The sequence below is a fragment of the Neolewinella lacunae genome (assembly GCF_014349155.1).
GTDB classification, from domain to species: domain Bacteria; phylum Bacteroidota; class Bacteroidia; order Chitinophagales; family Saprospiraceae; genus Neolewinella; species Neolewinella lacunae.
The window spans coordinates 40,944-65,724 of the sequence record NZ_JACSIT010000154.1; the positions used below are offsets into that span (position 1 = coordinate 40,944).

A 24,781-nucleotide genomic window follows, 5' to 3' on the forward strand; every position below is an offset into this window, starting at 1 on the left:
CTAGGCGGGTTGCATGAGTTCCCGCACATCCGTAACCCGCCCAGTAAGCGCAGCAGCTGCAGCAGTAAGCGGAGACGCCAGGATCGTCCGCGCTCCAGGTCCCTGGCGACCTTCGAAGTTGCGGTTGGAAGTGGAGACGCAGTATTTGCCGGAGGGGACCTTGTCTTCGTTCATGCCCAGGCAAGCGGAGCAACCGGCTCCGCGGAATTCAAAACCCGCCGCTTCGAGCACTTGATCGAGCCCTTCGCTGATGGCCTGCCGGGATACCTGCTGGGAGCCCGGAACTACGATGGCCGTCACCGAATCGGCCACCCGCTTGCCGGCAACCATTGCGGCTACGGCGCGGAGGTCTTCGATCCGGCTGTTGGTGCAGGAGCCGATGAAAACGTAGTCGATGGGCAAATTTTCCAGTGGCTGCCCGGTTTCCAGGCCCATGTACTGCATGGCTTTGGCCAGGCCCGCGTCGCCGTGAATTTCGCTGGTAACGGGAATACGCTCTTTTACGCCCATCCCCATGCCGGGGTTGGTGCCGTAGGTGACCATCGGCGTGATGTCGGAAGCGGCGAAGTTGATTTCGCGGTCGAACACCGCGTCAGGGTCCGAAGGCAGGGTTTTCCAGTAGGCCACCGCGTCTTCCCAGTCTTGGCCCTGGGGACTGAACTGCCGCCCAAGGAGGTAATCGAAAGTCGTCTGGTCGGGCGCAATCAAGCCCCCGCGGGCCCCCATCTCGATGCTCATGTTGCACACCGTCATGCGGCCTTCCATGCTGAGGCTGCGCACGGCCGAGCCGGCGTATTCCACGAAGTAGCCCGTGCCGCCGCCGGTGCCGAGCTGGCTGATGATGTAGAGGATGAGGTCTTTGGCCGTTACGCCGGGGGCGAGTTCTCCCTCGACGTTGATGCGCATCTTCTGGGGCTTGGTCAGCAGCAGGCACTGCGTAGCCATTACCTGCTCCACCTGGCTCGTCCCGATGCCGAAGGCCACCGCCCCGAAGGCGCCGTGGGTGCTCGTGTGGCTGTCTCCACACACCATCGTGATGCCGGGCCGGGTGATGCCGAGTTCGGGGCCGATGACGTGAACGATGCCCTGGTAAGGGTGGCCGAGGCCGTAGAGTGCTACCCCGAATTCGTTGCAGTTGTCCGTCAGCATTTTCACCTGCTTCCGGCTCAGGGGTTCGGTAATGGGTTTGTCCTGGTCTTTGGTTGGTACGTTGTGGTCGGCCGTCGCCACAATGCGGTCGGGGCGGAAAAGTGGCAGTTCGCGGGCGCGCAGGCCGTCAAAAGCCTGGGGGCTGGTCACTTCGTGAATCAGGTGACGATCGATGTACAATACCTGGTTGCCACCCGCCACTTCCGTGACTACGTGCGCGTCCCAAACCTTGTCAAATAATGTTTTTCCCATGTTGCTCGGGGCTAATTCTTGTTCTGGCAAAGATAATGCGCCCGGGCTTGGCGGCCAGACCGCATATCCGGGGATTTACGGTGGCGGGAGGGTTTTAGGGGGCGCGGCCGCAGGTGCCGGGGAAAGGATTGTGGAGCGGGGGAGGTCTGGCCTCCCATCAGTACAAAAACCCAAATAGCCAAAGCGGTATCCGGAATTTGTCATCCGTCACGTCAGTATCCACCACTGCAAAGGCATTGTCTTGCTGCCCAATTTGCTGCCGTGTTTTTCCCGCCCCGCCCACCTCAAAGAGGTAAGACTGGTCTCGGTACTGCAACAAGAAGTCTCCGGCGGGGGGCAACCTGAGCTCCGTACGTACTACGTGCGTATCATAAGTCAGGTAGTTGAGCTGATTGATGAAGAAGGTTTCCCGGATGGTCCCCAAGTTGGCTTCGTTGGGAGCCAGCGCGTACAACAAATTAGGATTGTTGAGATATATTTTATCTGGTTTTGCCAGTGCACTTATCCCCTTGGCCGCGGAGCGGAGGTTGATCAACAGATTGGCATCTTCCAATAGGTCGAGGTAACGCACGACCGTCTCCCTGCTCATGGAAAGTCGCTCCGCCAATTTTGTAATGTTTGGCTTAAAGGGCACGGAGGAAGCGACGGCATACAGTAAGCGGCCTAGTTTGGCATAATCAGCCTCACCGGAGGGAATTACCGCTGGGATATCGCTCTCCAGCACCAGTTGGACCGATCCATTCAGCCGCGATAGATACCCACTGGTACCTTCCAAACTATAGGGATAGTAGCCAGATTGGGTGTAAGCCGCAAAGTGCGCCAGTGGCTTGATGTCCCAACGCTCCGTAAGCTCCCGTACGATTTCCGTTGAGTGTTCCAGCACGTCCAACACGTCATAGACTGGTAGTCCAGCCAAGCCCAACTTCAAACTCAGGTACTCCCGAAAGGACAGCCCCGGCACGCGGTGCTGGAGGACCCGGCGGCTCAAATCAGCCTTCTGCTGCAAAATATGGATGGCCGACGAGCCCGTGAACGACACCGTTAAATCCTGCCGGTAAAGATCATATACCTGCTTCAACTCCTGCGCCCAATCCGCACCGTAGCCATAGCGGTGAACTTCGTCAATCAGCAGATACCTACCGCCGAGCGCACGGAATTCCTGCGCAAAGTCCAGAAGGCGCGTCGCTTGAAAGTAAACGTCCCCCAAATCCACGTACATGGCCTGCTCTGGCCCCATTCCGAGCGACTTCAATCGCTGCAACAGCAGGGTTGTTTTGCCTACCCCCCGGGTTCCCAGTAGAGCAGACAGTGGGTAATCCCAATCTATTCCATCATAGAGCGGCCGAACGAAGGTGGTAGGTACCGACGCAAGTGCATCCTGGCTAATCCGTTGAAGACGAGTAATCATATTTTTGCAGTCAGTCAGCTGCAAAAATAAGATATTTTGACGTCAGCCAACTGCAAATTCAGCGAATTTTGACGTCAGCCAACTGCAAAACCCTGATTTGACCCTAGTGGGCCATCTCGCTCACCAGTTCTTTCAGGTCTTTGTCCTCTACCTCCTTTTTGCGGTCGGCCACTTCAAGGAAGTCTTTGTAGAGCTCATCGAGTTGCACCTTGGTGATGTCGTAACCCAGGTTTTTGAAGCGGTAGGCCAGGGCTGCACGGCCACTGCGGGCGGTAAGGACGATTTTTGAAGCGTCCACGCCGACTTCGGAAGGGTCGATGATTTCGTAGGTATCGCGCCGCTTGATAACGCCGTCCTGGTGGATGCCCGAGGAGTGGGCAAAGGCATTGTCGCCCACGATGGCTTTGTTGGGTTGGACGACCATGCCCATGCTTTCGCTCACCAGGTGGCTGGTTTCGAGGAGAAGTTTGGCGTTGACGTTGGTGTGGAGGCCGAGGTGGGGGTGCTGGCGCATGATCATCACGACTTCCTCCAGGGCGGTGTTGCCCGCCCGCTCGCCAATGCCGTTGATGGTACACTCGATCTGCCGCGCGCCGTTACGGGCCCCGGCGATGGAGTTGGCCGTGGCCAGTCCCAGATCGTTGTGGCAGTGGGTGCTCAGGATGCAGCGTTCGATGCCGATGACGTTATCGCGCAGGTAAGCAATTTTTGCCCCGTATTCATCGGGCAGGCAGTAGCCGGTAGTATCGGGGATGTTGAGCACGGTGGCTCCGGCGTTGACTACGGCCTGGATGACGCGGGCGAGGAACTCGTTGTCCGTCCGGCCCGCATCTTCGGCGTAGAACTCAACGTCTTCGACGAAGCTTTTGGCGTACTTCACGGCGGCTACGGCCCGCTCGATAATCTGATCGGGCGTGGTACGGAGTTTATATTGGATGTGGCTGTCGCTCGTCCCGATGCCGGTATGAATACGGGGGCGCTTGGCCGTGGAGAGGGCCTGGGCGGCCACCTCAATGTCTTTCATCACCGCACGACTGAGGGCGCAGACGATGGGTTCGGTAACGGCGCGGCCGATTTCCTGGACGGACTTGAAGTCGCCGGGGCTGGAAATGGGAAAACCCGCCTCGATGATGTCTACCCCCAGCAACTCAAGCTTGCGGGCAATGACGAGTTTTTGCTCGGTATCGAGCTTACAGCCAGGAACTTGCTCGCCATCGCGCAGCGTAGTATCGAAGATTTGAATTCGGTTAGTGCTCATATCTGGTTGGGCCCGTAACGATGGGCGTGTATATCTTTGTAGCCGCAGGTGGCAGAACTTTCGTCCGGTCCCCCACTAAAAGGGGCCCAAAATTGCGGCAAATTTGGTCAGGGACCTAAAATTAAGGCATCTGCCGCCAATCCCGGCACCCAAATTGCAACTTAAAAGAGTGGGTTTGCTATAACAACTCCGCCCCAAAATAGTTGGAAATTCCTGTCTACCAGCCAATTACCCCAAGACTTTATACAATGCCAAAGCAAAAGACCGATGATCTCCTAAAGTTGGTGGCTTCGCTCAATCGGGCGGAGAAACGACACTTTCGCCTCTTCGTCAAGCGCAACCAGCACGCGGATGCCGACATTTTGTTCTTGCAGCTGTTCGACATTCTGGAGCGCACGGGGGAGTACGACGAGGAGTACCTGCTCAAGCGCATCGAAGGCATCAAAAAGAGCCAGCTCTCCAACCTCAAGGCCCATCTCTACAAGCAATTGCTCACCAGCCTCCGCCTGCTCAATCGCAACAAGGACGAAGAGATTACCCTGCGGGAGAACCTGGACTACGCACGCATCCTCTACAACAAGGGGCTTTACCGTCAGGCTTTAGACATTCTGGACAAAACGAAGAAGCGCGCGCTGGAGATTGAAGTCAACAACATCGCCCTGGAGGTCGCCCAGTTTGAAAAACTGATCGAGGGGCAGTACATCACCAACAGCCTGGCCAACCGGGCCGAAGAACTCAGCCTGGAGTGCATCGCCCTGGCCAACAAGCTCTCGGCCACCGACGCCTACTCCAACCTCGCCCTGCGCCTCTACGGCCTCTACCTCAAGACGGGGCTGGTGAGCAACGAACAGGAGTTCTTCATGGTCAAGACCTTTTTTCGCAGCCAATTGCCGGCGGTGACCTACGAAGACCTCGACTTCTGGGGCAAAATCTACTACTGCCAGTCGTACACCTGGATGCACCTAATGTGCCATGAATACCCCCTCTGCTACCGCTACACGCAGCGCTGGGTGGAGCTGTTCCGCGACAACGAGCAGATGATCCAGGTCAACCCGCCGCTGTACCTGAAGGGCATCCATAACAACCTGGCCACGCTCTTCAATATGTGGCAGTACAACAAATTTACCGAGCAACTCCACCAGCTCGATCTGTTCCCCCACCAGTTTGACCTGACCAACAACACCAACGTCGAAGGGCTCTATTACCTCTACCAGTTCGACCACCAGATCCGGAAACACTACATGGAAGGGACTTTCAAGGAAGGACTCGGCCTGGTGCCCCAGATCATGGAAGTGATTGCCGCCGATAATTACAACTGGGACGATCACCGCATCATGATCTTCCACTACCGCATCGCCTGCCTTTACTTTGGCAGTGGAGATAACGATACGGCCATTGATCACCTCAACGAGATCATCAACCAGCGGACGCCCAACTACCGCTCCGACATCCAGGCCTACGCCCGCATCCTGAGCTTGATTTGCCACTTCGAGATGGGCAACGTCCAGCTGGTCGAATACCAGGTAAAGTCCGTTTACCGCTACCTGGCCAAGGTGGAGCACCTGCAGGAAACCCAGCAACTCATCTTCCGCTTCCTGCGCCGCATCCCCCGCATCCGGGAGGATCAACTGAAGGAAGAGTTCCGCAAACTGAAAGTCAAGCTCGACGCCGTAGCCGCCAAACCCTTCGAGAGCCGTCCCTTCACCTGGCTGGACATCCCGAGCTGGCTGGAGTCGAAAATCGAAGGTGTAACGGTGCAGGAGGTCATCCGCCGCAAATTCGAAGAACGCAAGCTGGAAGAAGCCGCAGGGTAGTACCGCCGGAGGGAACCCTCCCCCTCCGGCAGTACCGACCGGTTTAGCGCTTAACGATCCGGAGCACCCGGCGGTAATTTTCCGCCCCGCTGATCTCCAAATGGTACAGGGCCGGCGGAAGACCCTCCAGGCTGATCGTCGGCTGTCGTTCCACCATGCGGCCCCGGCGGACTTCCTGCCCCAGGGCATTCATTACGCGGAAGTCCAACTCCTGAGGGACGCCCTCCCCTACGCTCAGCGTCAGCAGTCCAGTAGTTGGGTTGGGAAAGGCCGCGATCTCTGCTCCGCTGCGCAGGAAACTCACCGCCCGCAGGGAAGAATAAGCAATTCGCCCATCCACGTCTTCCTGCCGAAGGCGGTATAAGTAGGTATTGCCTTCTGCCACTCCGGGGTCATTGTAGGCGTAGGCCGCTGTGCCATCTGGTCCACTGCGCGGTAAGTAAGCCAGGGCGGACCAATCGCTGAGGCCCTCCAAAGATCGCTCAACGGTAAATCCAGCGTGGTCGGCATCCTGCTCCACGGCCCATTCCAACTGTGCCGATTTGCCGAGCGGCCGGGCCGTGAAGGTGAGCCAGGATACCGGCAATACCGTCGTGCGGGCAACGAAGCTGCGTTCGCAGCTGCGCACCGTGCCTCCACTGGCCAACTGAGCCTCCACTACGTAGGTGAACACCTGGCCATCGGTGGCGCAGTAACCGCGGTTATTCGTGACGTTGGGCGTAATCGCCGCAGGCATGAAGTTGAATCCATTGGTGCTTACCAGCAGGTTATAAGCTACCACCCCGCCACCGGAATAGGGCAGGATATTGAAGCCGAGGAAAACAGCCCCTTGAGAGCACTGCACGTTAGGCTCAATTTCGATTTCTTCGGGGTCTTGGGCGGGGGAGATGAAAGTGATGGCGTCTTCCAGGATGCGCAGGGTAAGGTCAATATCTTCCGTCGCACCGCTGCCGTCGGTCGCCCGCACCGTGATGGTATAATCACCGGGAGAGAGGCTGGCCTCCCCCGTCAGATTGACCGTTGCGGATTGTCCGTTATTCAGCGTGGTGGGGTTCAGACTAACGTTCAGTCCCGGGGGAGCCGATTGAACGGCGAGGGATGCGGGGCCCACCAGGTCACCCGTGAAGAAGTTCACCTGCATGGTCGTCTTCGCCGTTTGCCCTTCACAAATCTCCAGGGGAGAACCGTTGGCCGAAAGCGAATTGCCCGCCGGCGGGGCCGTGCCGTAGGTGACCATAAAGGTGGCCGACTGGGCTTGCGCGACGGGGCTGCAAGTCTCATCTTCCGCAATCACGAACCAGGGGAATGGTCCGCTCCCGTTGGTGATGAATTCAGTAATGTCTCCGTTCAAACTGGTATTGGGGGTGGTGAACACCACGTTGGCCGAACAAGCGGCGTTGCGGCACAAGACCACCCGGTAGCGCGTAGCGTTGGGCACGAAAGTCCAGGCAAAGTTCGTCGCAGTAGCGTCCGTAAAACCGTTGTTGGCCGGAGAGAGCAACACGGGAGCCTCCAGTGGCGGTTTGACGGTGAGGGTGAAGTCTTCCGATTTGGTGGTTACCCCCCCGTCATCGGTGGTGATGACCTGAAAGACGTAAGTGCCTGGCGCAACGGACCCCAAATTGCCGAGGGTGAAATTTACCGTGCGGGTGACGTTGGCGGTCAGAACCTGTGAGGAGGGAGAGAAGGTGGCACTGGCCATGCCCGGTAAGCCGCTGGCCGAGTAGGTGATCGTACCCGTGTATCCCTGGAGACTTTCCAAAGCAAACTGGTAGCCCCCGATTGATGTCACCCCATTACAGGCCAAAGCCGTACTGCTGACGGGCCGAAAATCGTAGTCTTCCTGCTCAATGCGAAAATTGGCGTTGCTGATGTCGAAGAAGATGTTGCCATTACACCGCACCATAATGCGGGCGCTGGTAGTGGTAACGGAGGGAGCGGCCACGGTTGCACTTCCATTATTGGGCACCGTGGCCAAAAGCTGATCGAAGGTATTGCCACCGTCGGTCGATAGGACAATGTCCACCATTCCGCAACTGATGGGGGCGGTACTGGTTCCCGCCACGTTCCAGGTGACGGAAACGTTGTTGCCCGCTTGCCACGATTCTCCGCCGTTGGGTGCCGTTACGGCGTACTGGCTGCCGGTGTTGACGACGTTGATGTCCGTTTCCCGCTGGACCGGACAGCCATAGCCCGCCGCCCCGAAGTCGCGCAAGGTTACGATGAAGGTCATTCCCCGCGTCACCCGGGGCAACACTTCCCAGGGGCTCACCGTGCCCGCTGCCAGGTCGGCAAGATCGGGGAAATAGCGCGTGGGCTCCGGAGAAGGGGGCCTGGAGCGGAACAGCGGTCCGGTAGTGGCGGTGCCCGTCGGGAACCCCGTCCGCGCGGGGCCTAGATCAAATTGTTCCCAGCAGTAGGACAGGTCATCTCCGTCGGGGTCCGAACCGGCGGCCGTAAGGAAGAAGGGCGTATTGGCGGGAATGGTGAAGGAACCCAGCGGCGCCAGGGCCGGGGCCGTATTGGTGGTGATGGAGGATACGGCACAGCCCGCCCCGGCGCCCAGCTCCATGTAATTGGCAATTTCTATGATGCTCGCCGCGTGGTAATATGCATCGCTGCTCACCTGAATGTTGTCCGCAGCGCTACAGATTCCGGCGTAGGCCATAATGGTTGTCCCGCTGCCTGGCTCGTAGGCGGTACTGGCGTTGCGGTTGTCGCAGTTCGGTGTACCCCCGGCATTGAAGGTGTGATCGGCCCCAAACTGGTGCCCCATTTCGTGGGCGACGAAATCAATGTAGAAAGGATCGCCCGTGGGGTTGGGCAAACCCGTAACGCCCCGGGCCTTACGGGTGGAAGAGCAGGGACTGCCCAAAGAAGCCACACCGCCACCGTTCGTGCTGAAGACGTGCCCAATGTCGTAATTGGCCGTGCCGATCACCGCATCCACCGTCGCCTGGTTTTCGGCCAGCATGGCAAAAGAGTCGTCGTTGGTGTAAGGGTCAGATGCCGGATTATTGTACACCAGTTGCACGCCATTGCCGGGCGTTGGCAGGTTGATGATGGTCAGTTGCAGCGATAAATCGGCCATGTAGACCTGGTTGACGCGGTTGATGGCATTCATCATCTCGGCAATAGCCAGCGCTTCGGTCCCCCCCACGGCATTGAAGTACTCCCCCGTACAGGCCAGGGCCAGGCGGTACTCGCGCAGCCTGCAATCGCCTACGGACTTTTCCGGCGTCATTCCGGCCAGTTCTTCGAGGGCGTCTTGGTCGGGGACGAAGCCGCAGGCCTCCTTCCGGTCTTCGCCCTGGGGATAGTCCCGGGTGAAGTAACTCTGGTAACGGTCGTTTTGCTTCCAGTACAGTGGGTCCACGTACCAGCGCCCCTCGGGGCCGCCGCTGACGCTGGCGTGGAAGCCCAGTGAGGTCCAGCTGACCACCACCCGGCGGTGGGGTGCAGCTACGTCCCAGCCAAAAGCCGTAACGTAGCCCGGGAAAGCAGCCTCCAGCTCAGGCGTTACCATGCGGTAGCGGGTCAGCTGAAAAGTGGCCTTGCTTCCGTCGGGAGCGGGGAGCACGAGCTTTGGCGCAGGGCCGGGGGCAGCGGCGTCGCGCAGTGGGGCCTTGGCCAGTAGCGTAGCCAGCCCAGTGGGGTCGGCCAAGCGGAAGTAGCCCGCCGCATTGGGGGTAATCCGTCGCTCCAAACCTAGCGCAGCGGCTTGCTTGGGGACGAAAGGCGTAAAAGGGTCCGACTGGGCCACCAGCCCGGCTCCCGTAAACAGGAGCAGGAAAGCAAAAAAGAGGGTCCGCATGGGTCGTAATTTGAAACAGGTTAAGTTGAACAAGACACAAAATGGTTAAGCCCCTGCCCGTGCTAAGACAGAAGGAAGTAGTTGGCGCATAGCAAACGGCAGTAAGGAATGCGGACAGATTCCTTCCCAAATTGAGTAATTCAACCTTGAAAGCACGTTGGGGATTCGATCAGAAAATCAAAATCCCAACCCGCTCCTTTTTCACCAGGACAGCTAGCAAGGGTAAAAATACGCACTGCCTGGCCAGATTGAAGCACCGGGAAGTGATCTTTAAACCAGATTTTTTTCTATTGCTCCCCTTACTTTGCTCTTTTGTCCTGCCCATTGCACCTGCGACCGCGCAAAAAATCAGCGAAAGCGCAGCGCAACCTGTCGGCCTTCGAGCGTGTCTGGTGCCTCGTCAAAAAGGAGGACGGTGTAGGCCATGCCACGGCCCACGCGGTAAATGGCCACCAGTTGGGCCTGCCGGTAAGTGCTGTAGCTGCGCTTGGGCCGGAAGGTGTACATGCGCGCCCAGTCGGCATTAAAAACCGCCATTTCTTCGGCATCAAAAGAGTGTACGGCGGTGACGGCGTCTTCCTCATTACTGCCCAGATTGAGCGCCAGGTGCCCGGCCTGGAGGTGGGGCCGCCCCGCAAAGGGGTGGTCGGGGCGCTCCAGGGCCAGGTGAAAACGCAGCTCCAGTTTTTCCCGTTTGCTGTGCAGGGTCAGTTGGCTTTCCAGATAGTCATTGGCCGCGTTGGGCAATTGACGAAAATCGCTTTCCAGGGGGTGATTGACGCGCACCTCCAGGCTATCCAGCAGGTCGCTGAACGCAGGGGTAAGCGGGAACTGGGCCCCGATGCCGAGCGAAAGCGCCGTAAAAAAAACGAAAAGGAGGGTGCGCATAGACAAGAAACGCCCGACCGACCGGGCATATTTTGTGGCCCGGAGCGGTCCCTAAACCCGCCAATCGACCGAATGTAAGCGCTCAACGAGCAGGTTGGTGATGCGGCGGTTGGCGTCTTCATCGTGGGCAAGGAAAAATTCAAATTCGGCGGCGGTAAACTGCCCGATCACCAGGCCAAAGAGCATGCCCCGCAGGTGTTTATCGCGGGTGACGACTTCTTTGATCCGCGCAAACCGGTCTTTGACGGGCACCTGCAGGAGGTTGATTTTGCGCTTGGCCAGTGCAAAACGGAAGAGGCCCAGCAGCAACTCGTGTTGCATTTTCAGGATGGGCCGCAGGGTCTCGTTCTGAAAGTTTTCGGTGGGCGCGGTCGCAGGTGCAAGGGAAAGAACGGGGCGCAGGGCAAGGCGGGCAGCGTCGTTGGTCATAGCAAAAGGATGAAGGGGCAGACACCGTCTTTGGTCGGCCTGAATAGGCGGTCAGTCGATGGCCTGAGCGGGGTTTTGCCGAAAATCAGGTACTTCCGCAAACGATTCTACTCTTTTTCGGTTCAGTTTGCTGGCGCCCTTTGATTTGGTTGGCGGACGCGTTCTGCCCGTCAGCGGACCAGGGCCCTTTATATACTACCTACCTTGCGCAACCTTAAAAACGAAGTCGCACTATGCTTACCAAAAGAATTAGCACCATGCTGATCCTCAGTACTATGGTACTGGGTCTATCCGCACAAAAGACCAACATTGAGTTTACCAGGTACACGCTGGACAATGGGTTGAAAGTCATTCTCCACCAAGACAATACCACGCCCATCGTTGCCGTCTCGATCATGTACGAGGTAGGGGGCAAAGACTCCTACGAGGGCCGCACGGGTTTTGCCCACTTCTTCGAGCACCTGCTGTTTGAGGGAAGCGAAAACATCGGTCGGGGGCAGTTTGCCAAGTACGTGGAAGACGCTGGCGGCGTGCTTAACGCCAATACGAGCCAGGACCGGACTTACTACTACGAGATCCTGCCCAGCAACCAACTGGAGCTGGGCCTCTGGCTGGAAAGCGAACGCCTCCTTCACGCCAAGGTAGAGCAGGAAGGCGTGGACACCCAGCGCGAGGTCGTAAAAGAAGAACGCCGGCAGAGCTACGATAACCGCCCCTACGGCCAGCTGCTTTATGAGCTTTTCCGCCACGGCTTCTCCCAACACCCCTACAAGGACCCCAACATCGGGTACATGGAAGACCTCAACAGTGCGGAGGCGGAAGATTACGTCAAGTTTTACAAGACTTACTACGTACCCAACAATGCCGTGCTTTCCATTGCCGGGGATATTGAGCTGGCCAGCACCAAGCGCCTGATCGAAAAGTACTTCGGCGACATCCCCCGGGGTGCGGAGCCTCCCCGCGTCAAGGTAGTGGAGCCCAAGCTGGCGGGGGAGGTGCGGGACACCATCTACGACGCCAAAGCACCGCTGCCCGCCCTGGTGATGGGCTACCGGACTCCCGAGCGCAACCACCCTGATTACTACGCCATCAGCATGTTCAACCAGGTCTTGAGCCAGGGCCAAAGCTCCCGCCTCAATAAAGTGTTGGTGGACGAAAAACAGCTGGCCGTGCAGGCGGGCACTTTCCCTTCTTTCACCCAAGACCCCGGCCTGGCCATTGCTTTTGCCATCCTGAAGCCCGGTGCGGAGGTATTACCCGCAGAGGAAGCCTTTAACGCCGAAGTAGAAAAGCTGCAAACTGAACTCATCAGCGAGCAGGAATTCCAGAAGCTGCGCAACCAGGTAGAAGCGGACGCCATTTCCGGGTACGGCTCAATGGCCGGCATCGCCGAAAGCCTGGCCAACTACGAAATGTACCAGGGCGACGCCAACCTGATCAATACGGAAACGGAGCGCTACCTGGCCGTCACCCGGGAAGACATCCGCCGCGTAGCCCAAACCTACTACCGCCCTGAGAACCGCGTAACCCTCTACTGGCTGCCTGGCGAAAAGCCCAGTAAGTAAGTCGTTCGCCATTTCGTCCGCCGGCCGTTCTGGTTATTCGCGGATCGGTTCCCTTAACCCGTTCCAACGCGATCTTTTACGATCCACCCAAAAATAAGCTACAATGCAACGCATTTTTCTCAGCCTTTTTGCGCTCCTGCTGCTGGCCGCTTGTTCGGCCCCTAAAACGAGTGCTCCCACCACTGCGATGACCAACGACAATTTCCGCGCCAAAGCGCCAGCACCCGGTCCTGCGCCAGAAATCCAGCTCGGTGATTTCCAGGATTTCAAGCTGGACAATGGCCTGCAGGTCGTGCTGGTGGAAAACCACAAGCTTCCCCGCGTCAGCTACCAGCTCTTCGTTGACGTGCCCCCGCACCTGGAGGGCGAGTACGCGGGCGCTGGCGACCTGATGGGGCAAATGCTGCGCCGCGCCACCTCCACTATGTCCAAGGAGGAAATTGATGAGTCCGTAGACTTCATTGGTGCCTCCCTTTCCACCAGCAGCAGCGGTGCCTTTGCGGCAACCATCAGCAAGTACAAAGAGCAGATGGCCGAACTGATGGCCAAGGTGGTGCTGGATGCCAAATTCCCACAGTCGGAATTTGAGAAAGTGAAGTCGGATGCCGCCGCTGGCCTCAAATCCGAACTCAGTGACCCCGACGCGATTGCCTCCCGGGTGCGCCGGGTGCTGGTTTACGGTCCTGACCATCCCTTCGGCGAACTGACCACGGAAGAAAGCCTGGCCAACATCGATCTGGCGGCCATCGAGAAGTATTACCAAACCTACTTCGTGCCCAACCGCAGTTACCTCGTACTGGTGGGCGACCTGACCCGCGCGGAAGCCGAAAACCTGGCCAGGAAGCACTTTGGTGCCTGGCAGCGCAAGGAAGTATCTACGCCAGCACTCACTACGCCCGAGCGCCCAACAGGCGTGGTGGTTAATTTCGTCCCCCGCGCTGGTTCCGTACAGTCCAACATCATCATCAGCCACCCGGCCCGCGTAGAGCCCGGCACCAAAGAAGCCATCCGCGCTGGCATCGTCAACAGCATTCTGGGCAGTGGTTTCAACGGCCGCTTATTCCAGAACCTGCGGGAAGACAAAGGCTACACCTACGGCGCTTATTCGAATATCGCGAACAGCGAAGTGATCGGTAGCTTCCAGGCCAACGCGAACGTACGCAACGAGGTGACGGATTCTGCGGTGACCCAGTTCATGATCGAGTTGGCTGAAATCAGCAGCGCACCGGTCACCGACGATGAACTCAAGCGAGCCAAAAGCCAACTGGCGGGTTCCTTCGGACGTGCCCTGGAAAGCCCGGAACGCATCGCCAGCTACGCCCTGAACACCGTACGCTACGGCTTAGACCGCGATTTCTACCCCACCTACCTCAAAAAGGTAGAAGCCACGAGCCAAAATGACTTACTGGAAGTGGCGCGCGACATCATTACCCCGCAGAATACCCACATTATTGTCGTCGGGGAGAAATCCGTAGCCGAAAAACTGGCCCAGTTTGCTACCAATGGCAAAGTCAACTACTACGACGAAAACGGACGCCCCATGAATATGGAGGAGATGGCGGCCCCGAGTGATCTCACGGCGAAAGGGGTGCTGGAAGGCTACGTCAGGGCCATCGGCGGAAAGGAGGCGGTTGCCGCTGTTAAATCAATGTCCTCCACCATGGAGGCCAGTGTCCAGGGGCAGACCATCACCCAGACCATCGCTAAGGAGGGTGGCGATAAGTTCAGCAGCCAGACCGTAATGATGGGCATGGTGATGGCCGACCAGCGCTACAACGCCGGCACCGCCAAAATGACCCAGCAGGGCCAGGCCGTCCCCGCCAGTCCGGAAATCACCGCCGCCCTGGCCCAACAGAGCGCGCTTTTCCCCGAGGTGGATTTGCTCAACGACCTGGAGAAGGTGAGCCTGGAAGGCGTGGAAACGGTCAACGGGAAAAAAGCTGTAGTCCTGGCCGTGCAAGGCCCCAGCGGAACGGCCCGCCACTACTTCGACCAGGAAACCATGCTACAGATCCGGCAGGTAAGCACGCAGGGTGGACAAACGGTAACCATAGATATGGGCGATTACCGGGAAGTAGAGGGTGTGAAAATCCCCCATCTCCTCACGATAAGTGGGATGCTGCCCTTCCCCCTGGAAATGAAGGTAAAGGAAGCCAAGATGAATGCTGATCTGGACCAGTCTCTGTTCACTGTCGATTAGGCAACTGCTGTGTTGCTCGGCTGAGGGCCCTTCGATGGGACATTGGACAATCCCCCCACCCGGGTGCGAAAAGAAAAACCGGAAGGCCTTACCCAACCCTGATTTGGTTCCGAAAACCAGGCGGGTGGGTAAGGCCTTCCGGTTTTATTTTGCCCCTAGCGGAATAAGCCGTATTTGACGATGCAGTAGATGGCGCGTACGCCGTCTTTCCAACCAATCTTTTTGCCTTCTTCGTAGGTTCGGCCGTAGTAGCTGATGCCCACTTCGTAAATGCGAACATTGGGGATTCGGCTGATCTTGGCGGTCACTTCCGGCTCGAAGCCGAAGCGTTTTTCCTCGAGGCGGAGCGACTGAATCATTTCCGTCCGGAAGAGTTTATAGCATGTCTCCATATCCGTCAGGTTCAGGTTCGTGAAGATGTTGGAGACGGTGGTGAGAAATTTATTGCCAATGGTATGCCAAAAGAAGAGGATGCGGTGGGGCTTACTTCCCTGAAAGCGGCTGCCGTAGACAACGTCAGCAAAGCCATCCAGAACGGGGCGCAGCAGGTCGTTGTATTCTTCGGGATCGTACTCCAGGTCCGCGTCCTGAATGATGAGATACTGGCCCGTGGCGCGGGAGATGCCGGTGTGCAGGGCAGCGCCTTTGCCCATGTTCACGTCGTGGGCGAAGTACTGAATGTTTAGGTCGGGGTGGGCGGCACGGTAGCGGGTAACGGCGCCGGCGGTATCGTCGGAAGAGCGGTCGTTGACGATGATGATTTCCTTGTTCAGCCCGCCGATCAGTTCCACCTTCCGCACCTTATCGAGGATCAGGTGAATGGTGCGTTCTTCGTTGTAGGCAGGGATGATGATGGATAACATAGGCACAGGCTTATGGATAAGTGCGCGGCGAAGGTAAGGGCCAAGCCCTAAAAAAAACACCCCAAACCGGCGGTGCCGGGTTGGGGTGGCTGTACAATGGGATTAAAACGGGAACTTCTTGAGACGATAACTACGGGTAAATAGCCGTAGGTGGTTTTGGGGACCGGACAAAAATTACGCCCGAAGAAAAAATCCCCCGCTGGTGCTTTGTCCGGCGGGGGAAGAGTTGATGCAGGGGCCTGCTGCGCCTTTAAAGAGCCTCGGTGGGGAAACCACCTCTCCCGGCTGCCGCACTAGGGAAGTAGGGCCGACAGGGTAAAGTTGGCGGAAGTATTGGAGTTGACACCAACGGAGATGTTGAGTAAGTTAATGCTCAGGCCAGCAGTCAGGCGAAATTCGCCGGCCAACTCAAGTCGGCCGTCGTTGTCCTCATCCTGGTAGGAGAAGGCAACCAGTTCATAGTCACCCGCCTCCAGAAAGGCGAACTGGTAGTCGCCACTTCCAGATAGGCGCGTTGAGGATACGGCGTTGAGGAATAAGTTGTTTTCGTCGCCTTCTGCTTCAGTGTCCGTGTAGGTACCAGCAGCATAGGCGTAGATGACGACCTCTCCTTCTTCGCCGGTAGCGTTGGTCACGGTACCAGACAAGGTACCTACTTCATCTTTTTCGACGTAGCGGAGGCTACTTTCTAAGCGGCTTTCGCCCGCAAAGGCGTAGCTGCCTCCGGAACGCAGGAGAGCTTTGCGTAAGTCGAAGTCGATTACGGCTTCCGTGGTGGTTCCCTGCTCGATGTCAACCGACGTATTTTCTACCCGCAGTGCACCATCACCAGCTACGGTCAGGGCAGTTTTGGCACCGTCCATGGTACGGACGTAGGCACCGGGGGAGTTGCCAGCGGCGTCGGTAGCATCGTCTAGGACGATTTCCAGGGTGTTGTAGGTCTTAGCCTCCAGGTCAGTCGTGAAGAGCATTTCGGTGACGCCATTCTGGAGAGCGGAAAGTTCCACGGTGGTCTTTTGGAAACCGGATATTGGCTCTCCATCCAGGCGAACCTCGGCAATGGTCACAAAAACAGCAGAAACGTTGGGGTCGTCAATGGGTGCATCGGTAATTTCAAGGGAAAAAGTACCCTGGTCGGTACTGATGTTGTTGCCGTCATCGTCGCCACAACCAACAAAAAGGGCAAGGACGAAGAAGGCCGCCAGGAGGCGGGTGGGGAAAAGAATAGACTTCATGTCAGGAATGTTTAGGTTGAAAAGATGGTTTAGGGGTTCGCCGAACCGTGCAAGGACGGCGAAAAAATTGATGGGTTAAGTAAAGTCAAATCATCGCGATCGAAGGATTTGTGGGGATTAGTTCTTGCGGTAATCATCTACGCAATCATTGATCTAACGGATCAACGGATTCCCAACTGCGGATGTTCGGATAATCTCTGACAGCGGCGTGAACATTACCTGTTACGCGGAAGCCCTTTCTCAGGGGCTGTTGTGGCGCAGACAACTGAGTGCAGGCCTTTTTGCATGGTAGAGTTGACCGCGTGTGGACTCTCCCTGCTCTTTCGTGCCGACCAAGGCACCTGCGGCCGCGCCCTATTTTCCTACTCCCTGCTTAAACCAGTTTTGGTTGTCAGGTGTCTTTAGCCGAAGGACTTCACTTTATGACCATACCCATCCGTACCCGCGCCCAGGAAAGCCGCACCGCCGTTCAACGCCTCTACATTGCCATGCGACATTTGCTGATCCGCGGCAGCTACAAGCCCGTGGGGATGAGTGGCAAGACGCTGATGGACAATCTGATGGTCTTGCGGCCGGAAATTTATGGCTCCATTGCCGATGAAGAACGGGTGGAGCTCAATGGCCTCCACTACGTGCTGAACCGCCTACCCAAGGGCATCGAGGAATGTCGCTTCGTTAAACTCATTGCCCGGGAGGGATACGAGAAAAGTCATTTTGAGCCCATCATTGCGCCGGCCCGGCGGCGTAGTGCCTACCGGATCGACGAAAATGAGATGTACATCGAGATGACCAGGGGGCGCTCCGACATCTACGACATTCTAACGCACCTGACCTTCCTCTACGCGGAGGCCACCAAGATTTACCGCAACAGCCTGGACAGCAAAGGACGCCCCATCCGGGAGTGGGGCCTGCTGGAACAAATCGTCAAAGACGAAGAAATGGGCCGCGATTTTAAACTGGAAACGGCCTACACCTATCTGAGTACCCTACTGGGGCGCACCTACGAAGAAGTAGTGGGGGCCTCGCGGCGCTTTGCCCAGTCGGAAGACGTCAACTCCCTTTTTCACGTGGCCTACTGGCTGGGACGGATGGCAAAAGAAGAAGCCGAGCACAAGCAGGATCGGGAAATCACCTTCAGCAGCAGCCTGCGCGAGCAAACCGGGCACCATTACTACGGAGAAATCTGGGCCCTCAACATTAAGGCCGTGTTGTTGGAGCGCAAGCTCATTGAACGCCCCTTACACATCATCAGTGCCAACCTCCACAGTGTAGCCAATAGCCTTTTTGCCCCCGCAGCCCTGGGCAAAAAATTGCGCAACCACAAAAGCTTATACGATTTTGCGCGGGCCATGAGCGAAGCTGAATACAAGCACCTGCGGCCGGAGGTATTTCAGATGGCGGCCAAAAATGGCCTCATTGAACTGACGGACACCAGCGGGGCCAACCTGGGGGTACAGATCTACGATACTGCCGCATTCGACCCCAAGGTGATTTCTCCTGAGCTTAATTTCCAGCCGACCAGGTCGCCCGACCAGGCACCGGTTTTGCTGGTGATGGACTACGCCTTCGGGGAACAGGCTTACGAGAGCATGGACGAGTTGCTGCGCCCCTACCACGATCCCGAAACGGGGCGGGTGTACGATATGCCTGTGGAGAGCATCAACATCATGGGCAAGGCGGGCATTCTGGAAGGCAAAAAGGGAGACATTATGGTGCCCGATGCCCACATATTTGAGGGGACGGCGGATAATTACCCCTTTGAGAATGACTTCAGTATGGAGGACTTTACGGGCCAGGGCCTGGGCGTTTACGGCGGGCCGATGGTGACGGTATTGGGGACCAGCTTGCAGAACATCCCCATCCTGGATTACTTTCTGACCAGCAGCTGGCGGGCCGTTGGTTTAGAGATGGAGGGAGCGCACTACCAAAAGGCCATCCAGGCGGCGACGCACATTCGCCGCTCGGTCAATCCCCACCTGAAGCTCCGTTACGCTTATTACGCCAGTGACAACCCGCTGGTAACGGGGCATACCCTGGCTTCGGGGCCGTTGGGAGCCGACGGGGTAAAGCCTACCTACCTGATTACTGCGAAGATTCTGGAGCGGGTGCTCTAAAGCAGCTTGGAGGTTGCGGGGAGCAGGGCAGAACATCATCAGCTGGCCCCGGCACCTGCCCCCCGGAACGGTCAGGCGTTTAAAGCGGCGTAGCGGCCTGCTCTTTGTAAATCACGTAGGTTTTGGCCAGGGTATCGTGGGCGGCCTGCTTGCGCTGGTTACCGAGCATAAAGAGGGCTGAAACGAGGGGCAGGAAGCCCAGCAGCTGGCCCAGGTAGGCCATAACGCCCATTTCTGCCATGTATTCTTGCTGGTACATGGCGAACTCCATATAGCCCGTGATGCCTTCGGCTTCGGCACCGGAGATCAGGGAATACTGCAACCAAACGCTGAAAATAGTCCCCACGAAGAAGGGAATCCAGCGCATGAAGGCCTGCTCGGGGGTGATGGGCACCCCTTCGGCCCCGACGACTTTGATTTTGGTTGCCATCTTGCCCACCGTAGCCCCGTACTGCATCTCCATGATGGGTTTGTAGAGGGACGTCAGCAGGGCGATGCCCAGGTAAGCCAGGGCGTTGGGGTTGAAAGAGGAGAAGTAGACGCTGGCCCCGATGAAGGGAATAAGTACCAGCATATCGATGATGTAGGCGCCCAGCCGCACGCCGAAGCCAGCAAAGCGGGGTGCGTAAATATTGTCGTTGAAGCCAACGCTATCGAGGGTATCACTAGTCATAACAGTATGGTTTGGTTACGGTGGAAAGATAAGTTGGGCCGGGTCGACTTTGGGTAAATCCTAGATTAATTACGGGCGGGGGTCGACGGAGGGGTAAGTTAAGCCGGGCAAAACGGTTGACCAGCTCCTCTAAAACGCCACCGGGCACCCTGCATCGTTGCAAGGCGCCCGGTGTACTATTGCAGCAGATTAAACCGCTGCCATCATCCCTCTACTAAGGGTTTTGGGTGATGTTGGGGTTTGCGTCAATTTCTGCCATAGGGATCAACCACTGCCAGCGGCTATCGCCAGCGGGCACTTGCAGCAGGTTGCCCAGCAAAGCAGGAACGTGGTTGGAGCCCGTGCGGTCCAGCGCAGCATCCGTACGCTTAAGGTCGAAAAAGCGGAAGCCTTCGCCCCACAGTTCCCAACGGCGTTGCAGCAGAATCTCGTCAATGAGGGCCTGCCCCGTGTTGGTGGAGAGCGTGTAGGCAGCGTCGCGGTTTTGGGCCAGTGGCAGCAAAGCTTCAGCCCCGCCCGTGCCCATACGGGCTTTGGCTTCGGCCTCAATCAGGTACATCTCGGCGGCGCGCATGTAGGGGACGTCGCCCCGGCTGTCTCCCGTATCAAAAGACAAAAACTTCTGGCTGGTGTAGGGGAAGCGGGCAAAGTTGGAAGGAATGACGTACCCAGCCGGGAGGTTCGGGTGAGAACCATCGGGGCTGAAGACGAGCGAGCGCACATCGGTAGTGGGAATCTGATCGTGCAGCACTTTGCTGATGGACTTAGGATTGCCCCGGATGTTGGTGGAGTTGAAGTTGCGGCTCATCCAGGCACCGAAGTTGGTGAACAGGGAGCCTTGTTCTTCATTGTAAAAACCACCCCACATCCATTCGCGATTGCTGTAATCGTTGAAGCCAGCCAGGTATTCGTCGTTACTCATCAGTTCGAAATCGGCGCGTGCCTGAATGGCGAAATCTGCGGCGACTGCCCAGTTGCCCTGCACCAGGTTTACCCGTGCTTTGAGGCCTTTGGCGACGAATTCATCGATGTGCGAGTTGTTGGGCCGTACGTAACCCTCCAGGTTGGCGATGGCGTCGTCCAGGTCTTGGTTGATCTGGGCGTATACCTCTTCAACGGTGGCGCGGGACTGCCCTTCGGTGGTCGCCGTCAACACCAGTGGAATCCCGGGTTGGGTATTGTTTCCGCCCGGTGTGTAGCGGATGGCGTGCCGTTGCACCAGGGTAAAGTGAGCAAAGGCCCGGTAGGCCAAAGCCTGCCCTACGGCTGCTTTGCGCTGGGCGTCGGGGCCGGTAGCCTCATCCGCGCCTTCGATGACAATATTGGCGTTGTTGATGATTTTGTACAGCACCCGCCAGCCGAAGCGGTTGTCGCTGTCGGTTGCGTTGGTGTGGTCATTCCAACTCGCCATACTGATCCACCAACCGTTAGAGCGGGCGTTCATCACCAGATCTTCCCCCAGCGCATCGTGCTGGATCATCATGGCGGAATAGCCGCCTTCACCGTTGGAACCCTGGCGCTCGTACATCAGGCGGTGGATGCCGTTGACGACGAGAAAGAGGTTATCCGTAGTGGAGACGGCAGAACTGGCCGCAACGCCCGTAGTGGGTACTTCGTTGAGAAATTCTTTCTCGCAGCCCGTCAACACCAGCAGTAGCAACAGCGGAAGGCTGATAAATTTCAAGATTTGTTTCATTGTTGATTGGCTTTAAAAGGTAGTGTTAATACCAAAGGTGACGACCCGCGATGGCGTGAAGCGGTTGGAGGTGGTGCCATTGAAGTTCTGGTTCACGTCCATTCCCTTCCGCGCCGTGTCCAGGAAAAGGTTTTCGGCGTTGGCGTAAATGGTGAAGTTGCTCATGCCCAGCCGGGACATCAACGCATCGGGGATGTTGTAGGAGATGTTTGCCTGACGAATGGCCAGGAAATCGGATTTCACCAGGAAGCGGCTGGAAGCAGCACCGAAGTTATTGGTCTGGGAAGCGTCCAGGCGGGGCACCAGCGTGACGTCCCCGGGCTGCTGCCAACGGTCGCGAATGTCTACGCTGAGGGCAGAGCCAAAGTTGCCGTTGCTCAGCAGATTGGCGTGGTTGGTGTCGTAAGTCTGTCCGCCAATCTGGTAGGTGACCAGGAAGCCGAAACGGAAATTGCCGATCTGGAATTTATTGGTAATGGCACCGAATAAATCCGGAACCGCCGTGCCTACGAAGTCGAATTTGGCGTTATTGAAGTTCGTGGTCAGGGTATCTCCGTTCAATATGCGGACGCTGGCATCGGTGGCACTTACCTCTGGATTGAGGCGGTAAAGTGCAGCACCATCGGCGGGGTCTACACCGTAGTAATCGCGCAGCCAGTAATCGTAGATCGAGCCGCCCACTACCAGCTTCTTCGTGCCGGTAATGATTTCCTCCTGTGGCAGTTCCGTGAACTCGTTACGGATGGTCGAGCCATTCACGTCAAGGGTCCAGGTAAATTTCGGGGTGCGGATGATGTCACCGCTCAAGTTCAGTTCGATGCCCCGGTTGAACATCGAGCCGATGTTGGCCAGCACGTTGTCGTTGCCCGTAGACAGCGGCAGGGGTACTTCGAAGATGAGGTTATCGGTGTTGCGGTTGTAGTACTCAATGGTACCGTTGAGGCGGTAGTTGAACAGGCTGAACTCCAGGGCAACGTCCGTTTGCGCGTTCGTTTCCCATTCCAGGTTTGGGGCACCGAGCGAGCCCACCAGGATGCCCGGCTCAGAAGCGTTGTTGAAGCCGAGGCTGAACAAGGCCTGGCTGGCGTAAGCACTCAGCGCGCCGAAGTCGAGATTGGAGTCATTGCCCACTTCCCCGTAAGAGGCCCGCAGTTTCAGCAAGTCTACCCAGGGTAAGTTGTCGATAAAAGCCTCCTGGTCCAGACGCCAGGCACCGCCGACGGAGTAGAACTGTCCCCACCGAACGTCTTCCGCAAAGCGCGAAGAGCCGTCTGCGCGGAAGGAAGCCGAAAGGAAGTAGCGGCCATCAAAGTCGTACTCCGCCCGCGCCAGGTACCCTTCGGTGGTGTAGCGCGTGGTATTGGAAGTCGCATCTTCCAGCGTAGCGAAATTGATCAGTTCGTTGTTGCCCGTAGCGATTTGGGAGGTACGGAATGCATACAGGTAGTTGTTTTCGTACTCGAAGCTTTCGTGGCCTACCAGCAAAGACAGGTTGTGGATGCCAAAGTCTTTTTTGTAGTTCAGCAGCTGGTTAAAGCTCAGGGAGTTCGTAACTGTGTTGGTCCGGAAAGCCCGTCCGTTCGGGGCCGCGTCACCCACGATGGTGTTGCCGTAGCCCACGTTGTTGAAGGCGCGGTTATCGTAGCCAGCGTTTACCGTCAGCGTCAGTTCCGGGAGGAAAGTGAGGTCCACAAAAGCCCGGCCGCCGATGGTGCTGTTGCGGTCGATGTCCTGGTTGAGCAGCGTTTCCTGGATGACGTGGCGGCCGCTGGTGTTGCCAACACGATTAGCGCCCAGGTCGTAGATGCGGTTGCCCGCATCGTCCAGCAGGAAGGCCCCCGTTACGGGGTCGTGCTCAAACACGGAGTAGATCGGTGCGATCGTCCGCGTAGAGAAGAAAGGGTTCACAAAACTCGTGCTCCCGCCGTCGGCCGCCTGGTTGGCCGTAGAGGTGGCCACGTTGGCGTTAAATCCGGTACGGATCCATTTGCGGGGACTGGTAGTGACGTTGAGACGGCCAGAAACCCGGCGGAAATCGGACGCCAGGATCCAGCCCTGATCGTCAATGTAGCCCAGGGAAGAGTAGTAAGAGGTTTTTTCGGTTCCCCCTTGGTAGGCAACGTTGGCTTCCGTGCGGTTGCCCAGGCGCGTCAGCGGTTCCTGCCAGTCGAGGTCATCGGGGTAAAGAAGCTCCGCATTGGGGTTGATCCGGCCATCGGTGCCCACGATTTGGTTGTTGGGGACGTTAAAGGGGTTCGTACCCAACTGGGTGAAAATCTGGTCGGTGGCTTTCTGGTTGGCCGTGGCGAGGTCGTCGTTGGCAGTCGTCAGAAAGCTGTTCCGCAGCGCTTCCCACTGCAATTCGTAGTATTCGGCTGGGCCAACCCGTTCGTACTCGGGCAGGGCGCGACCACTGAAACCCTGGCTGATGTTCACGTTCATCGTAGATCGTCCGGAGGCGCTGGTGCGGCCGGATTTGGTGGTGATCAACACGACCCCGTTGGCCGCCTTGGCACCGTAGAGTGCAGTGGAAGCTGCATCTTTAAGCACCGTAAGGCTCTCAATGTCGTTGGGGTTCAGGCTGTTGAGGTTACCAGAAAAGATGATACCGTCTACTACGTACAGTGGGTCAGCCGAAGCATTTACGGAACCGAAGCCCCGCACGCGCAGGGGAGAACTCGCCCCCGGCTGCCCGCTCCCCGGAGAGTACTGGATACCCGGTGCACCGTTGAGCGCGCTGGTGATGTTGGTCACCCCACGGTTCTGGATGTCTTCGGAGTTGATCTGCGTCGCAGAACCCGTAAAGGCACCTTTTTTTGAGGTACCGTAGGCCGTCACAATGACCTGATCCAGGGAAATATTGGAAGAGACCAGGGCCACGTCAATCTGCCGTTGCGTACCCACCGTGATTCTTTGCGTTTCCATCCCCGTGTAGGAATAAATCAATACATCCGTCGCACTGGCCTGGATGCTGTAATTGCCGTCCAGGTCGGAAACGGTACCTGTCGTAGTACCTTCCACTAGGACCGTAACCCCAATGAGGGGCTCGCCGTCTTCCGCCCCGGTAATCGTACCGGTGATGGCGTTCTGGGCCTGCACGGCCACCCCCAGGAAAAGGAGGGGCAGTAACAAGACCAGGCGGTAAATGCTGGTGATTTTTTGTTTCATAGATAAGTTGAGTTATGAAAAAACGTGTGGAAAAATGCTCATTTCGCCCTAAAGAGCCGCCTGAAGACAACAGTCAACTGTACCCCGGAAACCGGGGAAGAAGGAGGTAGCCAAAAGTGAAATATGGCACAACAATGGTCAGTTCTGTTGCCCGTGGCGGATATAAGGTGAAGTGTGCCGAAAGCTCTACATTCGTCGTTAGGACTAATTCAGGAGGTAAGTGTAGCGCATTAACGGTTGACCGTCAAAAAATGC

General features: G+C 57.3%; 15 protein-coding genes. 4 read left to right on the forward strand and 11 right to left on the reverse strand.

The window, feature by feature from the left end:
• The 3 genes from leuC to H9S92_RS21245 form a co-directional block, all read right to left on the reverse strand.
• Entirely contained in the window at positions 1-1,401 is a 1,401-nt protein-coding gene (gene leuC / locus H9S92_RS21235) for a 3-isopropylmalate dehydratase large subunit (protein ID WP_187468720.1), read from the reverse strand.
• Positions 1,402-1,558: 157 nt separating this feature from the next.
• Positions 1,559-2,809 carry an ATP-binding protein gene (locus H9S92_RS21240; protein ID WP_187468721.1) on the reverse strand — a complete coding sequence of 417 codons (1,251 nt, stop codon included), beginning with the start codon at positions 2,807-2,809 and terminating at the stop codon, positions 1,559-1,561.
• 103 nt (positions 2,810-2,912) lie between these two features.
• Positions 2,913-4,067, reverse strand: a complete 1,155-nt coding sequence (locus H9S92_RS21245) for a 2-isopropylmalate synthase (protein WP_187468722.1) — start codon at positions 4,065-4,067, stop codon at positions 2,913-2,915.
• 248 nt (positions 4,068-4,315) lie between these two features.
• On the opposite strand from H9S92_RS21245, the gene H9S92_RS21250 reads away from it, so the two are divergent.
• Positions 4,316-5,881 carry a hypothetical protein gene (locus tag H9S92_RS21250; RefSeq protein ID WP_187468723.1) on the forward strand — a complete coding sequence of 522 codons (1,566 nt, stop codon included), beginning with the start codon at positions 4,316-4,318 and terminating at the stop codon, positions 5,879-5,881.
• Positions 5,882-5,924: 43 nt separating this feature from the next.
• Here H9S92_RS21250 and H9S92_RS21255 read toward each other — a convergent pair whose 3' ends face one another.
• The 3 genes from H9S92_RS21255 to H9S92_RS21265 form a co-directional block, all read right to left on the reverse strand.
• Positions 5,925-9,695 carry a reprolysin-like metallopeptidase gene (locus H9S92_RS21255; RefSeq protein ID WP_187468724.1) on the reverse strand — a complete coding sequence of 1,257 codons (3,771 nt, stop codon included), beginning with the start codon at positions 9,693-9,695 and terminating at the stop codon, positions 5,925-5,927.
• A gap of 348 nt (positions 9,696-10,043) precedes the next feature.
• Positions 10,044-10,583, reverse strand: a complete 540-nt coding sequence (locus H9S92_RS21260) for a hypothetical protein (RefSeq protein ID WP_187468725.1) — start codon at positions 10,581-10,583, stop codon at positions 10,044-10,046.
• 51 nt (positions 10,584-10,634) lie between these two features.
• Positions 10,635-11,012: a hypothetical protein gene (locus H9S92_RS21265; RefSeq protein ID WP_187468726.1), complete on the reverse strand. Its 378-nt coding sequence runs from the start codon at positions 11,010-11,012 to the stop codon at positions 10,635-10,637.
• Between the two features lie 257 nt (positions 11,013-11,269).
• Here H9S92_RS21265 and H9S92_RS21270 point away from each other — a divergent pair, with 257 nt between their 5' ends.
• Positions 11,270-12,577, forward strand: a complete 1,308-nt coding sequence (locus H9S92_RS21270; RefSeq protein ID WP_246464042.1) for a M16 family metallopeptidase — start codon at positions 11,270-11,272, stop codon at positions 12,575-12,577.
• A 103-nt stretch (positions 12,578-12,680) separates the two neighbouring features.
• Positions 12,681-14,777, forward strand: a complete 2,097-nt coding sequence (locus H9S92_RS21275) for a M16 family metallopeptidase (protein WP_187468728.1) — start codon at positions 12,681-12,683, stop codon at positions 14,775-14,777.
• A 155-nt stretch (positions 14,778-14,932) separates the two neighbouring features.
• Here H9S92_RS21275 and H9S92_RS21280 read toward each other — a convergent pair whose 3' ends face one another.
• Together H9S92_RS21280 and H9S92_RS21285 are read right to left on the reverse strand one after the other, a co-directional pair.
• Entirely contained in the window at positions 14,933-15,640 is a 708-nt protein-coding gene (locus H9S92_RS21280) for a glycosyltransferase family 2 protein (protein ID WP_187468729.1), read from the reverse strand.
• Positions 15,641-15,933: 293 nt separating this feature from the next.
• Entirely contained in the window at positions 15,934-16,875 is a 942-nt protein-coding gene (locus H9S92_RS21285) for a DUF4382 domain-containing protein (protein WP_187468730.1), read from the reverse strand.
• Positions 16,876-17,297: 422 nt separating this feature from the next.
• On the opposite strand from H9S92_RS21285, the gene H9S92_RS21290 reads away from it, so the two are divergent.
• Positions 17,298-18,989 (forward strand): DUF6909 family protein, encoded by a 1,692-nt coding sequence (locus tag H9S92_RS21290; protein ID WP_187468731.1) that lies wholly within the window; start codon positions 17,298-17,300, stop codon positions 18,987-18,989.
• Between the two features lie 79 nt (positions 18,990-19,068).
• Here the strand turns inward: H9S92_RS21290 and H9S92_RS21295 are convergent, their stop codons facing one another.
• The 3 genes from H9S92_RS21295 to H9S92_RS21305 all read right to left on the reverse strand — a co-directional run bounded on the left by H9S92_RS21295 (position 19,069) and on the right by H9S92_RS21305 (position 24,526).
• Positions 19,069-19,662 (reverse strand): RDD family protein, encoded by a 594-nt coding sequence (locus tag H9S92_RS21295; RefSeq protein ID WP_187468732.1) that lies wholly within the window; start codon positions 19,660-19,662, stop codon positions 19,069-19,071.
• 214 nt (positions 19,663-19,876) lie between these two features.
• Complete coding sequence (locus H9S92_RS21300; RefSeq protein WP_187468733.1) at positions 19,877-21,358, reverse strand: RagB/SusD family nutrient uptake outer membrane protein; 1,482 nt, start codon at positions 21,356-21,358, stop codon at positions 19,877-19,879.
• A 12-nt stretch (positions 21,359-21,370) separates the two neighbouring features.
• Positions 21,371-24,526, reverse strand: a complete 3,156-nt coding sequence (locus tag H9S92_RS21305) for a SusC/RagA family TonB-linked outer membrane protein (RefSeq protein WP_187468734.1) — start codon at positions 24,524-24,526, stop codon at positions 21,371-21,373.
• Positions 24,527-24,781: the final 255 nt, after the last annotated feature.